The sequence below is a fragment of the Ktedonobacter sp. SOSP1-52 genome, assembly GCF_016587395.1.
In genome coordinates, this window is record NZ_BNJH01000002.1 from 1,802,022 (window position 1) to 1,816,213 (window position 14,192).

Annotated in this window: 9 protein-coding genes; 7 read left to right on the forward strand and 2 right to left on the reverse strand. The window is 54.7% G+C overall.

The window, feature by feature from the left end; all coding sequences use genetic code 11:
* Window positions 1-367: 367 nt before the first annotated feature.
* The 4 genes from JMJ16_RS23295 (at window position 368) to JMJ16_RS23310 (ending at window position 5,804) form a co-directional block, all read left to right on the forward strand.
* Entirely contained in the window at window positions 368-2,398 is a 2,031-nt protein-coding gene (locus JMJ16_RS23295) for a D-alanyl-D-alanine carboxypeptidase family protein (protein ID WP_201385395.1), read from the forward strand.
* A gap of 202 nt (window positions 2,399-2,600) precedes the next feature.
* On the forward strand, window positions 2,601-4,070 hold the full coding sequence (locus JMJ16_RS23300) for a MurT ligase domain-containing protein (protein WP_201385396.1): 1,470 nt from the start codon (window positions 2,601-2,603) through the stop codon (window positions 4,068-4,070).
* Window positions 4,071-4,076: 6 nt separating this feature from the next.
* The gene (locus JMJ16_RS23305; RefSeq protein ID WP_201369329.1) at window positions 4,077-4,880 is read left to right on the forward strand and encodes a type 1 glutamine amidotransferase; all 804 of its coding nucleotides are present in this window, start codon (window positions 4,077-4,079) and stop codon (window positions 4,878-4,880) included.
* A gap of 87 nt (window positions 4,881-4,967) precedes the next feature.
* Window positions 4,968-5,804 (forward strand): phosphodiester glycosidase family protein, encoded by an 837-nt coding sequence (locus JMJ16_RS23310; RefSeq protein WP_201385397.1) that lies wholly within the window; start codon window positions 4,968-4,970, stop codon window positions 5,802-5,804.
* 139 nt (window positions 5,805-5,943) lie between these two features.
* Here JMJ16_RS23310 and JMJ16_RS23315 read toward each other — a convergent pair whose 3' ends face one another.
* Window positions 5,944-7,683, reverse strand: coding sequence for a proline--tRNA ligase (locus JMJ16_RS23315; protein ID WP_201385398.1), 1,740 nt, complete (start codon window positions 7,681-7,683; stop codon window positions 5,944-5,946).
* An 86-nt stretch (window positions 7,684-7,769) separates the two neighbouring features.
* Entirely contained in the window at window positions 7,770-9,221 is a 1,452-nt protein-coding gene (gene proS / locus JMJ16_RS23320; RefSeq protein WP_201369332.1) for a proline--tRNA ligase, read from the reverse strand.
* Between the two features lie 595 nt (window positions 9,222-9,816).
* Between proS and JMJ16_RS23325 the strand changes: the two genes are divergently transcribed.
* From JMJ16_RS23325 to JMJ16_RS23335, 3 genes are all read left to right on the forward strand, one after another.
* The gene (locus JMJ16_RS23325) at window positions 9,817-12,264 is read left to right on the forward strand and encodes a serine/threonine-protein kinase (protein ID WP_201385399.1); all 2,448 of its coding nucleotides are present in this window, start codon (window positions 9,817-9,819) and stop codon (window positions 12,262-12,264) included.
* Window positions 12,265-12,480: 216 nt separating this feature from the next.
* Window positions 12,481-12,858 carry a plastocyanin/azurin family copper-binding protein gene (locus tag JMJ16_RS23330; RefSeq protein WP_201385401.1) on the forward strand — a complete coding sequence of 126 codons (378 nt, stop codon included), beginning with the start codon at window positions 12,481-12,483 and terminating at the stop codon, window positions 12,856-12,858.
* A gap of 251 nt (window positions 12,859-13,109) precedes the next feature.
* Window positions 13,110-14,129: an ABC transporter ATP-binding protein gene (locus JMJ16_RS23335; protein ID WP_201383320.1), complete on the forward strand. Its 1,020-nt coding sequence runs from the start codon at window positions 13,110-13,112 to the stop codon at window positions 14,127-14,129.
* Window positions 14,130-14,192 lie beyond the last annotated feature (63 nt).

The following is a 14,192-nucleotide window of genomic DNA, read 5'->3' on the forward strand; positions in this document are numbered from 1 at the left end:
GTAAATGAAGCCGTTTTCTCTCCAAAAGGTCATAGTCTTCACCCGCAAAAATGCAGACCGGGAGACAATACTATACACTTACCCGAGGAGAAGGAAGTGCTGGCACTCAAGGGGGAGGAACAAGTAAAAATTCCAGTGACACCTAGTGCAACACTCAGGAATTCCAGTGACACCTGATGCAACACTATTGCATAAGATACATTACTGGGCATATAATGTTGGCAATAGCCAGAAGCCCGGGTAATATAGGCAAAATATTAAGACATCTAGAACACCCTCTTACTCATTTAAAAGCCCAGGTATAGCCAGAACTTACCTATTTACAACGACGAACACCCGACATAATTTATCTGAGGAGACTCGGCGCATGCCTGACATTCCATCACAAGATGATGAGCAATCGAGATATTATCCACCAGCCCCGACAGACGACGATGACGATTCTCTATATGAGGACCAGGATACCGCGACCCCCCCACGCCGCCGTCCCAGGCGTCACTATGTCTATCACACAGGCGAATATACCGACCAGCCAAGTGTCAGACGCGCCTCGCGCCCGCAAACGCTAGAGCAGGAACGCGCCTCCTATGCGCAGCATAACGCCACATCCGCAGAGGATTTCGATGATGTGGAAGATGATGACGCACATGGAGAGTTTTTCGCGGACGAGGAAGAAGAGACTATAGATCTTCCCTTTGAAGAGGAAGAGCCTCTAGAGCCGGAAGAGGAGGTGGCCGCTCCGCAGCGCCAGGTAAACAAGAAGCCAGGTCGTGCCTCTCAGGGGAAGCAGGTACGCACACGCTATCCACGCCGCTTCTTAGAGGATGATGAGGAAGAGCTTGTCGACCCCGATACAAACACCCGTGCCACCAGTAAAACTCCTGGCGAGGCGCGCGACCTTGTCGTGGTCAGCGGCACAACCCGCTTTCTACCAGAGGAAGAGGAGGAGGATCCCGAGGACAGGTCCTCGCGCTTGCCTCGCACCCCACGTACGGCTCACCAGCGCGCGGTAGCCACTCCGCGCACTCAAGCACGTAAATATACCAGCGTCTATGAGCCAACAGCGCCTGCACCTACGCGTGCGCCGCGCTATCGTCGCCCTTTGCGAGAAGCGCCTGAGCCTCGGCTCCCCTTGCCCGCGTTCTTCAAAGATCGCAACGTGCTTCTATTTATCGCCGTGGCACTCCTCATCCTGGTGCTCCTGCCACTGGGATTCAACTACATCCGTGGCAATAATTCCTCTGCTATCACCCTGCCCAATCCGCTTAATATCGGCAATGCAGTGACGCCAACGGTGGATCCTAACCAGATCGTGGTCGAAGCGCCCACAACCAACCATCCCTCGCCGCCCGTCTATGCCAATGCGGCTTATGTATTGGATGCAGATACAGGGAAGACGCTCTACGCGCAAAATCCCTTAATGCACCTCCCCATGCTCAGCACAACCAAGCTCATGACCGCTTATCTGGCCGCGCATATGGGGAAACCTGATCAGCGCATCACCATTACCAATGCCATTGACCGAGATCTCCAGAATGATCTCTCGGCCGATAGCTCCCTGATGGGGGTGAAGAAGGGCGAGACCTATACCCTGAAAGAGCTGCTCTATGGCCTGATGCTTGTCTCGGGCAATGATGCCGCGATCGTTATCGCCGATGCGCTCAGTGGCAATGTGCCAGCCTTTGTGGCTAAAATGAATCAGCAGTTAGGAACCTGGAATCTGCATAATACGCACTATATGAATCCCCATGGCTTAATCGTGCCCAACCACTATTCAAGCGCGCACGACCTGGCATACATCGGCAAATACAGCTTGGGCGATCCCTTAATTCACGAGGTAAGCGCAACTCAACACTATCTGATTCCAGGCAATGGTGACCATGCCGCCCACGATATGTACAACGGCAACCAGTTCCTCTGGTGGTATCCAGGCGTCGACGGTGGCAAGCCAGGCTGGGATGGAGAGAAGAACTTTAATCAGGTCATCTCTTGCGTACGCAATCAACATCACCTCATCGGTGTTACCCTGCATACCAGCGACTGGTGGACTGATATGCGCGACTTAATGAACTGGGGCTTCAATACCTATGACTGGATCTCACCCGCCATCGAAGACCTCAAGCACCCTATTCCTTATGACACCGATTGGAACTACTTTACCAAGGACAAGAAGGAGAACACCATCCCTATGGCCAACGGTGGACGTTACTACGTCTTCACCGGCTACAGCACCAGCGACCCCATCCAACAATTCTTCGATAAGAACGGTGGGCTGAACAAAATTGGCTTTCCTATAAGCAGCCCCAAAACAAACGAGAACGCCACCATCAGCCAGAAGTTTGAGCACGCAACCATCACCTGCGACACCTCTGGTGCCAAACAATGTAGGAAGATCTAGATGTTGTGGATGTGGAGCGCCCTGGCAGGGCGCTCCACATCCACAACGTAGTAAGTAATTTCACACTGCCATTGTGACTATTTCCCTTGTCGATGTGTCCCCTGGTTTGCTATACTGCCACCAGGCTGCACTATTGGATTAGTCTCCCAATATTCATGCATTGAACTCCTTGATGCCTATTAGGGACGGTGGTAAAAGTATTATGCAAATAGAACACGAACTCTCGACAAAGCAGGCACCAGAACAGGATAACGCGGCGCAAGCGCCCACTGGCCTGGGCCGGGCGCGTCTCGCCCTGGCTATTTCAGCAGGGAAACTGGCAAGCGCGTCTGGACGTCTGTTACGTATCGGTGGTGGCACCAGCCTCCCTGGTATGGTCGCGCGCCGTATCGATCCTAATGTATTAAAAGAAGTAGTTGGCGCCAGCAGCGCTAAGAAGATTGTGATTACTGGTAGTAATGGTAAAACGACGACGGCACGCATGACTGCCGCCCTGGCTAGCTCCAATGGGCAGCGCGTCTCCCAGAACCGCACCGGCTCGAACCTGCTGCAAGGCGTTACATCGGTCGCCGTCAATTTCGCCGACATCTTCGGGCGCCTGGATAGCGATGTCCTCCTCTTTGAGATCGATGAGGGGACCATTCCCGCGGCAGTCCCCGAAATTCAGCCCGACGTGGTGATTATTACCAATCTCTTCCGCGATCAGCTTGATCGCTATGGCGAGATGTATTCCGTTGCCAACGCGCTCAATAAGATGCTTGAGAACCTGCCGGAGACCTCGACGATCCTGCTCAACGGCAATGATCCACAGGTCGCCAATTTCGCGCTCAACTCCAAGGCTCGCCGCCTCTACTTTGGCCTGGAGACCAAAGAGATTGGCACGCCCGTGCCTGAGCAGTCAGCCGACATCATTCGCTGTATCCACTGCGATAGCGACCTGGCATACGAGGTCGCCTACCTCTCCCACCTGGGCCTCTACCGCTGTCCCACCTGCGGCTATACCCTACCCCAGCTCGACTTCGCGGTCACATCCGCACACCTGGCGGAAGATGGCGAAGGCCCCTCACAGGTGACAATGCGCACCCCCCTGGGCGAACTGGAGTTTACGGTGCCGCTGCCTGGTATCCATAATGTCTATAATGCCGCGGCCGCTATCGGCGCCGCCTTCGCCACAGAGTTCGCGATTGAGAAAGCCACACAGGCCTTCTCGACCCTGCGCCCGGCCTTTGGTCGCCTGGAGAAGATTCAGGCTGGCGATAAGAACATCTACCTCTCCTTCGTCAAGAACCCAACCTCCTTCAACCTGATCATGCGCTTGATTGCCAAGCATAGCGGCAAGAAGCATATGCTCTTCTCGATGAGCCATACCGTGGTTGATGGACAGGACTTTGCCTGGCTCTGGGACTGCGATATCGAAGAGATCGTGCCCGATGTTCTTGATGCCATCTGCTGTGGCAATAAGGCAGAGGAGCTGGCGCTGCGCTTGAAGTATGCCGAGTTCTCTCCCAGTAAGATCTCTGTCATCCATGAATACGAGGGTGCCTTAGAGGCTGCATTGAAAAATGTTGAACCGGGTGGCTCCCTATATATCCTAAGCGGCTATACACCAACACAGGAACTGCGTAAAATAATGCAGAAACACGGTTGGGTCAAACACTACTGGGAGGAGTAAATTAGCATGAGCGAGCAGACATCAGATTCACGCATGGTCATTAAGATCGCCCACCTCTATCCAACCTTGATGTGCGTGGCCGCCGACCGTGGAAACCTCTTCTCGATTGAGAAGCGCAGCAAATGGCGCGGCATCTCAGTCGAGGTCGATCCCGTATACGTCAAACAGACGCCCGATTTTACCCAATATGATATGATCCTTTTCCATGGTGGCGCCGACCGCGAGATGGAGATCGCCTCCAAGGATATTCAGGAGAAGGCCCCCTCCTTGCGCGAGGCCGCCGAGGCTGGAACGACCTTCCTGGCGGTCTGCGCAGGCTATCAGTTGCTGGGCCATAGCTACAAGAGCGTCCATGGTCCCGAGTTGAAAGGGGCAGGGGTACTCGATCTGCACACCGAGGGCGACCCCGAACGCTTCATGACGCACATGGCGCTTGAATGCGACCTGGGTTCCCTGGGCAAACAGATCCTGGTTGGCTATGAGAATCACAGCGGACGCACCTACCTGGGACCCAAGGCCAAACCCCTGGGCAAAGTTGTTTCGGGCTGGGGCAATAATGGTAAAGACGGTTTTGAGGGCGCAAACTATAATAATGTGTATGGCACCTACCTGCATGGCCCTCTGCTGCCGAAGAATCCCTGGTTCACCGACTTCCTGATCATGAAGGCGCTGGAGCGCCGCTACGGTAAGGTGGACCTGGCCCCGCTCAGCGATGAGACCGAACTGGCTGCTCACGCCGCTGCGTATAAGCTGGCGATGGAGTTTAAGGGAACCGTCTCGGCCATCGAGGCAACCGGCTGGCGCAGGTAGCAACTTCTCAGCCTGTCTGGAAACAAACAGGTGGTGCAGCAGCTTCCAGGAAACTGCTGAGGATTGAAACTAGGAAGGGATTTTCTCATGCCAGCCGCCAGGCACACGCTGCTGCTTACTTGCGTACTCGCGCTTCTGGGTAGCCTCCTGATGGCCTGCTCAGCGCTGCCCAATATCAGCGTGAATGGGACACCTATCACCAATTCGCAGAACTCGGCGAATGGTTCGGACCAGCAACTCAATGTCTGGCAGACAGTCTCGCCCGGCATCGAGCTGCGTTATGAACGTTGGAAGGGTCCCAGTACCAATGAAGATACCATGGTCATCGTACGCATGAATCCAGCCCAGATTCATCTCAGCGTGCATTACCAGCCAACACAGCCACTCTCTGTGCGCGAGTGGACCAAGGAGACTGGCGCACACGTGCTGATCAATGGCGGCTACTTTGATAATAACAATCACCCTACGGGGCTGCTTGTTAGCAACGGCGAGGCACATGGCCAATCGTATAGCGCCTTCGGCGGCATGCTCTCCGTCGATAGCCAGGGAAACATTCGTCTGCGCTCGCTAAGTGCGCATCCCTATGATCCCGACAATGAACAGCTTCAGCAAGCCACGCAATCCTCGCCAATGATGATTGAGAATGGACAGCGCACCCAGTTTAACGCGAATGGAGCGACCGAGCGCCGCACCATTGTGGCCCAGGATAAACAGGGGCGCCTGCTCTTTATCATCAGCTCAGGGGTATCCTTCTCGCTTGACGAGACAGCAGACCTGCTGGCCTCGTCGGACCTCTCGCTCCAGACAGCGCTCAACCTGGATGGGGGTGCCTCCACCGGCATCTATGTCAAGGATAGCGCTAATAATGAGAAGGTCACCATCGATGCAATAACCGCCCTTCCCATCGTCATCGCAGTCAAATAGGTATAAAAAGAAACGGGGGCTTATCTTGCGACAAGCCCCCGTTTCTTTTTATAGGGAGAAGGAATTTGGGGACACCCCAAACCCCGCCAGGGGCGCTGCCCCTGGACCTCGTTTTGCGACACCTTGCATACCACGTTAATTATAAAAGTTGCATCAGAACTTGTTGAATCTCGTTCAGTGCTTCACTCAATGAAACGATTCGGCTCGCCTGGCTTGTGCGGGCCTTCAATTCCACGCCTCCCTGTTTGAGGGAACGCTTGCTGACGACGGCACGCAACGGTAGACCAAGCAGGTCGGCGTCGTTGAACTTGATACCCGCCGATTCGCGCCTGTCATCGAAGAGTACCTCGACGCCTGCCGCACAGAGATCGGCATAGAGCTGTTCGGCCGCGCGATCGATCTCCTCTTTCTCCAGATCGATTCCCACCAGCGAGACGGTATATGGCGCGACCGCCAGCGGCCAAGTCAGGCCTCGCGCATCATGCTGCTGCTCGACAATGCAGGCCAGCAGACGCGAGATACCAATGCCATACGAGGCCATGATCAGCGGCTGTGTGCGCCCCTCGGCATCCAGGAAGGTAGCATTAAAGAGATCGGAATAGATGGTGCCAAGCTTGAAGATATGCCCCAGTTCACAGCCACGCAGGGCATGCAAGCTTCCTCCACAGCGTACACAGACGGCGCCCTCATAGGCCGAGGCAATATCCGCCCAGGTATCAACGCGGAAATCACGCGGATAGTTGACGTTCTTGAGATGATACTCGGCGCGATTGGCTCCGGCGACAAGGTTGTTGCCTGAACGAAGGGAGTGATCAGCGATGATCAGCAGAGCCTTGTTCTCGCCCAGGGGTGAGGCATAGCCCGCGACAATGCCCGCACGTTCCAGCTCTTCCCCCGTTGCCAGGCGCAAATCAGTGGCGTTGAGACCCCGCTTTGTGATGACATTAGTCAGCTTGATCTCATTGATATCCAGGTCACCGCGTACCACGGCCATTACCAACTGCCCACCTGCACTATAGCAAACCACCTTCATGGTCTCGCCCTCGGATATGCTCAGGAAAGCCGCCAGGTCGCTGATCGACTTGCAGTCCGGCGTGTAGACCTCCTCCAGCGCCCGCTCCTCTGCGGAGACGCGCTCCAGGCGCACGAACTCGGCCTTTTCGACGTTGGCGGCGTAGCCACAGCCAGTGCAACGCAGAATGGTGTCTTCTCCCGCCTCGGTCAGGGCGATAAACTCCAGCGATTCCTTGCCTCCAATGGCGCCGCTATCGGCCTCGACGACGATAAAATCCAGGCCACAGCGTGCAAAGATACGGCAATAGGCCTCGCGCACGAGTTCAAAGTTGGCGTTCAAGCCCTCTTCGTCGGCATCAAAGCTATAGAGGTCCTTCATGAGAAACTCGCGCAGGCGCAGGAGTCCACCACGCGCTCGCGGCTCGTCGCGGAACTTGCGCTGAATCTGGAAGACCAGGCGTGGCAGATCTCGATAGCTGCGGATAAACTCTTGTGCCAGGAGGGTGCAAATCTCTTCGTGCGTCGGCCCCAGGACAAGCTCGCGCTCACGGCGATCATGCAGGCTAAAGAGGACCGGGCCATATCCCTCCGCTCGACTAGCTTTCCCCGACTGCGGCCTGACCTCCCAGATCTCGCGCGGTTGCAGCACAGGCATCGAGACTTCCTGACCTCCTATCCTCTCCATCTCCGTACGCACGATCTCCGTGAGCTTGCGCATAACACGCTCACCCAGCGGCAGCATGCTATACACGCCAGAGGTAAGCTGGCGTACAAAGCCACCCCGGGTTAACAGGTCCAGGTTCGTACTCTCAACATCATGTGCGCGCTCGCGCAGCGTTCCCCCCAAAAGCTGTGAATAACGCATGATCTCTCTCCTAGTCCAACTTCGTTCTGAAGATTGAAGGCCCTGGTTGCCCTAGGGCAACCAGGGCCTTCAATCTTCAGAACATATTAATACGCGCGAGCGAAGATGGCTTCGCAGGTGGCGGGCTTGCCGGTATAGATGCACTTGCCCTTGACGCCGCCCTCGGGCTGGTCAAAGGGGATGACCCGAATGGTGGCCTTGGTCTCGTCCTTGATGGCCTGCTCAGCAGCGCTATCCTCGGCCCACTTGACGCGCACAAAGCCGCGCTTCTCGGCGATGATACGTTTAAACTCCTCGTAGTCCTCGGTATAGTGCGTATTCTTCTCGCGATGCTCCAGGGCACGCTGATAGAGCGCCTTCTGGATCTCATCCAGTTTCTCGGGCAGGCGGGTCTCCAGGGTATCGATGGAGACGAACTCCTTGGAGCGGTCGAGGCGGCTGACCAGTACGACGTTGTTGTTCTGCACATCGCGGGGGCCAATCTCCAGGCGCACAGGAACGCCACGCATCTCCCACTCGTTGTACTTCCAGCCTGGGGTGTTATCGCTATCATCAACCTTGACACGCACCTTGCCCTTGAGCATCTTCTGCAAACGCTCAACGGCCTCAAAGACAACGGCGCGGTCCTGGTCCTTACGCCAGATAGGAACGATAACGACCTGGAATGGTGCCAGGCGAGGCGGCAGGATCAAGCCAGACGGATCGCCATGCACCATGATGATGCCACCAATCATACGTGTGCTCAGGCCCCAGCTTGTGGTGGCGCAGTATTTGCGCTCGCCGTCCGCGTCCAGGAACTGAATGTCGAAGCCTTTGGCGAAATTCTGCCCCAGGTTGTGGCTAGTCGCGGACTGCAAGGCCTTGCCATCACCCATCAGGGCCTCAATGGAGTACGTGCGCAGGGCACCAGCGAACTTCTCATTCTCGGTCTTACGGCCCGGAATCACGGGGATAGCCGCGTCATTCTCGGCGAAGTCGCGGTAGACCTCCAGCATCATGCGCGTGCGCTCCTCGGCCTCTTCCAGCGTACGATGCGCGGTATGGCCCTCTTGCCAGAGGAACTCGGAGGTGCGTAGGAAGAGGGTCGTGCGTTTCTCCCAGCGCATCACATTGTTCCACTGGTTGATGAGCAGCGGCAGGTCGCGATAGCTCTGCACCCAGCGGGAGTAGCTATGGCCGATGATCGTCTCGCTGGTCGGGCGAATCGCCAGGGGTTCCTCCAGTTCTTCGCCGCCACCACGCGTCACCCAGGCCAGCTCAGGGGCGAAGCCCTCGACATGCTCAGCCTCTTTCTCCAGGAAGCTGCGTGGAATGAGCAGGGGGAAGTAGGCGTTCATGACGCCGGTATCTTTAAAACGCTGGTCCAGCAGCGACTGAATATGCTCCCAGAGCGCATACCCATAGGGGCGAATAATCATACAACCGCGCACAGGCGCGTAGTCCGCTAGCTCCGCCTTGCGTACAATCTGGTTATACCAGGCAGAGAAATCATCCTCTTGATCGACAAGTTCTTCAACAAACTTTTCCTTCTGGCTCATAGCATCCCCTCTCGGCGTCCAAATCTTCCTATCCGAAAACCCTGAGCGCGAAGCGCTAGACACGAAGTGGCGTTGGGTTTCGGAATAAGATCATACCCATGAATAAAGACAATAAAAAAACTCGCCCTAGATAAGGACGAGGTTATTGGCCCGTGGTACCACCTTATTTGAAATATGTCTCACGACACGTTTCCACTCTGACGGTCGCTGTTGAACCGCCCCTTCCTGCATAACGGTGAAGGACTCCGGTCAGTTTATCACTGACGCTCCCAGGTGGGTTCGACGAGGCCACTCTACCGACTTTCACTCTCTCGGCTCGCTGCTAGAGTACACCAGCACGCCTACTGATCCTGATCAGCGCGTTCGCTCTTTGATTTTGTATAGAGTCAAGCATACACAATTCATTCTCCCCTGTCAAGCGCAATACTGTAAATAAAATATGAGTAGTGTGAGTTTTTGTCTGTTAACTTCGCATAATAAATAGCTATAGCAAGACGTACAACTGCATCTCTTTCTTTTATACTAAGTACGTATCTGCTATAATAGGCGCGAATTAACATAGTTAAATTTTCTCTATATTACTGGAAATAACAGCATGCTAGGAACAATATTAGGTCACTATCGACTGTTGAGCGAACTGGGTCGGGGTGGGACGGCGACCGTCTACCTGGCAGAAGACATACATCTACAGCGCCAGGTTGCGGTAAAAGTCTTTCAGCCCGAACTCCAGGCGGCCAATCGAGCGGAATTCCTTGCACATTTTACGCGTGAGGCACGCGTGCTGGCTCGCCTGGATCATCCACATATTCTCCCCGTCTATGAGTACGGCGAACAGGATACCTGCGCCTACCTGGTTATGCCCTACATGCCTGGAGGCTCCCTCAAAGAGTATCTACACAAACACCAGGGGCAACTTCCTCTTGAGCAGACACTCGCTTTTATCTATCAAGTTCTGAATGCACTGGAATATGCTCACCAACAAGGCCTGATTCATCGCGATATTAAACCCGGCAATATCCTTTTCAAAAACGAGAAGACGCTTATGCTCTCCGATTTCGGCCTCGTCAAGATTGTAGAGCACACGACGAATAAGCCCCTGGCACAGGATGTCACGCACACCAATAGCTTCGCCATCAAGGGCACACCTGACTATATGGCGCCAGAGCAGATCCAGAGCAGGCCAGATAAGACGAGCGATATCTACGCGCTTGGTGTTGTACTCTATGAGCTATTGACCGGCCAGCGCCCCTTTTACGCCGACGACGCAGTCGCCCTCATGGTGAAACACCTGTATGAGCCTCCACGTCCCCTTCATGTCCTTAACTCTGCAATTTCGCCTGAACTTGAGGCGGTAGTACTCAAATCCCTGGAAAAAGATCCTACGCAGCGCTTCCAATCGGTTGCCGCCTTTCGCGAGGCTCTGGAAGAGGCGATCCACACTGGGACGCCTATCAGGACATACACAAACACCCCTACGGCACTGGGCAATGGGAGGACACCTCCAGTAAACCCGTTCCAGACACAATTGGCACCCCCCATGCTACCTAATGCTGGCAGCACAGCCTTCCGGCATGTTCCTGCTCCCGCTGCATCGATGAATAGTTCACGTCCTCCATCATCAGAGATACGCCAGATACAGGAGCAGGCTACCGCCATACAGGCCCAGTCGCAACTCTCGACCAGGCAGTCAACATCCGCATCCACTCTGCCGACACCTCCGCCTGCGCAGAAAGCCAATCGCTTCCCGCTCTTCACCTACCTCTTTATTGGAATCGCACTCGCCACCAGTATCTTTGCCATCCTGTACAGCACAGGCTATATCGGCAATCGCCAATCCAACACACCGCAACCACAAATCGTAACACAAGCTTCCCCCACTTCCGAGACAGGGGGAAAACCTGCGCCAGCAGCCATCACGACGGATTGCCCCGCTGGCAATGTCGCCCGGACTGCAAGTATTCAATCGATCACACCAGGCAACCATCGCCAGGTTGTGTATATCGTCAATGAAGGCCCTGACAATGCGCCGACCCGGGGGACACTGAAACGCCGTGATATCGATGATAACACCAGAGGCACGCCCATCATAGGCATACCTAACCTCCATATTGACGAGGGCGAACTCATGCAGGGTGGTCAATGGATCACCTATATCCTGCATAGCGATGGTATCAGTCAACTACGCCTGGTTCGCATAGATGGACAGGAGCAACAGACGCTCTATTGCGCTCCTGCCAATAACCATATTGCCAATATGCAACTCTCGTACAATGGACAAAACGTAGTCTTTAATCAGTATCCTAATGATGGCGGCAAGCCATCGCTCTACCTGCTTAGCCTGGCCTCGGGCTCGCTACAACTCCTCCTGCAACCACAACATAATCTGGCTTATACACCAACTACCTGGCTGGACAATACACACGTTCTCTTAACCTCTTTTATACCCAACTCTGGCGCGCCACGCAACGATTTATATGCGCTGGATATCATTCAGGGATCTAATCAGCATGATACTGATCTGCAAAAGCTCTTCAGCCAGAACTGGAGCTGTGGTAGCTTCGATGTGAGCTACGATACCACAAAGCTCTATGTCGCCAGTTGTGATGCCAGCAATGGACTTTCAGCTACCGGGCCAACCACCATTAGCGTCCAGCCTTCAATGGGTGGCACCCCTCAGCCCATCGCGCATCTCAATCAAGCGGTCACGATACTGCGCGCCGTCTCGCCAACAATGCTGCTACTCATGGTCGAGAATGGCAGTGGAGATACCAGCCAGAACGGCCTCTGGCGTATGAATACCGATGGCACAGGCCTCACACGCCTCACCGATGACACAACAGGTGGTCAGTCGCTTTGTCCATATTCCCAGTATGCCTGGTCGAATGTCACGCAAGATAGCAAGCTTTTTGCCTTGCAAGAGACCGATCCTCATAGCTCCGACCGCAAACTGTACTACGGCTCGCTCGATATGGGCACCCTGACCCCCTTTGCAGATATCGCCGATGGTACCGATATGCGCCTCGTGGGCTGGACCTTCTACTAGGCCCGCTACTGGCGTACGCGGCTACTTACTGGCTATCGTGTATCTCGGGTACTTACCTGATAGTTTTTCAGGTGCGAATTGAACAATTCTCAGGTAGACACCGATACTGACCGATACTTATAATAGGACCAGAATAATAAAAGCACGCTATCTGCGCAGGGCGCCGCCTTGTGGGTAGGCCCTGCCATTCTATTACTTCCAGGAGATTCTCAAACTGTGAAAAAGCTGATCGCGCTACTCCTCCTTTGCTGCACAGTCGCCACGCTCTTTGCGGCCTGCGCTACGGGAGGCAACACGAGCAACCTCCCCAATAGCGTCCATATGAAAGAACTGACCTTTGAACCCGCCTCCATCACCATCCATAAAGGCGAGAAGGTCAATATTGTCAATGATGTCTCCATGGTACACGTTGTCGCGAACGGGACCTGGCAGGATAACACGGCCAAGACCCTTACCGAAAATGGCGCTCCCCAGGTCAATGTCCAATTTAATGGGAACGATAGTCAGGCCGTTGGCCCCTTTAATACCGCCGGCACCTTTCACTTCTATTGCACCGTCCATCCAGGAATGAATCTTACCGTCGTGGTGAAATAGCTAGCAAGCAAAAAGCAGCGGGAGGGGCTTGCCCTCCCGCTGCTTTTTGCTTGCTAGCCGCCTGGCAACGACATATCTCAACCAAATTATAAGCCGTCTCGTATAATATAGAGAGGTTTTTTGGGCATAAAATGGCTCATCCATTGTGTTATAGACTCTGGTGAGCAATTTTCTGTGCCAGCTAGCCCGGGGCTATTGGTCTTTTCGGTATTTTAAAGATAGTAAGCTAAGACGAGGGAGTTGTTTTATTTATGGCAACCATTGCCTTTCAAGAGATTACCAAGCTCTATCCCAAGACGCAAAAACCGGCCGTCGATGCCGTTAGCTTTGAAGTACCTGAAGGAAGCACCTGCGTGCTTGTTGGCACCTCTGGCTCCGGTAAGACCACCCTTCTGCGTATGGTGAATCGTTTGATTGAGCCAACCTCGGGTGCGATCATCATTGATGGGAAGGATGTGCTCAAGGAGAACACGATCCAGTTGCGCCGCCGCATTGGCTATGTTATTCAGCAGGTCGGTCTCTTCCCGCATATGACGGTAGGGGAAAATGTCCGCGTCACCGCTGAAATCGCGGGGGGCTGGGAGAAACAACGCCTCAACAAGCGCGTTGATGAGCTACTGGACCTGGTGGGACTGCCACCGGCGGATTATCGCAAGCGCTTCCCGCGCCAGCTCTCTGGCGGACAGCAGCAGCGTGTTGGCCTGGCCCGCGCCCTGGCTACCGACCCGGCGATTCTGCTCATGGACGAGCCCTTTGGCGCCCTGGACGCAATTACACGTGCGCGCATGCAGGACGAACTTCAGCGCATTCAACGCGACGTACATAAGACCATTCTTTTCGTCTCGCATGATATCGATGAGGCATTTAAGCTGGGCGACCAGATCGCCGTCATGTCTGAGGGCAAGCTGGTACAGATTGGCTCGCCTGTGGAACTGCTCGCGCGTCCTGCTAATGGGTTTGTCAGCCAGCTCGTGGGCGCGGATAATACTCTACGCCAGCTACAATACCTGCCCGTTTCAACAGCGCTTGATAACCGGCCTGAGGCGGTTTCGTCGGCACACTGGGGCGATGCGGCTACCTGCTCACCAGATGCAACTCTGCTTGATGCAATGCTTCAACTCCTCTCCACCGGCTCTCCCGCACTCACCGTCACCAACTCTGACTCCACTCAACCTCAAGGCAACATCACCCTTGCCAGCATTAACCGCGAGATTTCACGTCATCGCGGCCAGCAGTCCCAGCCTAACCAGCCAGAAGGGTCTCGCGCCTGATTCTGTCTCGCGAGGCTTATATATGCCGCGATGATGTATTCCATTGCGCTTTTGAAGGACGAG

Coding starts and splice junctions, on each gene's coding strand:
- JMJ16_RS23295 (WP_201385395.1), top strand. CDS start 368: ATGCCTGACATTCCATCACAAGATGATGAGCAATCGAGATATTATCCA.
- JMJ16_RS23305 (WP_201369329.1), top strand. CDS start 4,077: ATGAGCGAGCAGACATCAGATTCACGCATGGTCATTAAGATCGCCCAC.
- JMJ16_RS23315 (WP_201385398.1), bottom strand. CDS start 7,683: ATGCGTTATTCACAGCTTTTGGGGGGAACGCTGCGCGAGCGCGCACAT.
- proS (WP_201369332.1), bottom strand. CDS start 9,221: ATGAGCCAGAAGGAAAAGTTTGTTGAAGAACTTGTCGATCAAGAGGAT.
- JMJ16_RS23310 (WP_201385397.1), top strand. CDS start 4,968: ATGCCAGCCGCCAGGCACACGCTGCTGCTTACTTGCGTACTCGCGCTT.
- JMJ16_RS23325 (WP_201385399.1), top strand. CDS start 9,817: ATGCTAGGAACAATATTAGGTCACTATCGACTGTTGAGCGAACTGGGT.
- JMJ16_RS23335 (WP_201383320.1), top strand. CDS start 13,110: ATGGCAACCATTGCCTTTCAAGAGATTACCAAGCTCTATCCCAAGACG.
- JMJ16_RS23300 (WP_201385396.1), top strand. CDS start 2,601: ATGCAAATAGAACACGAACTCTCGACAAAGCAGGCACCAGAACAGGAT.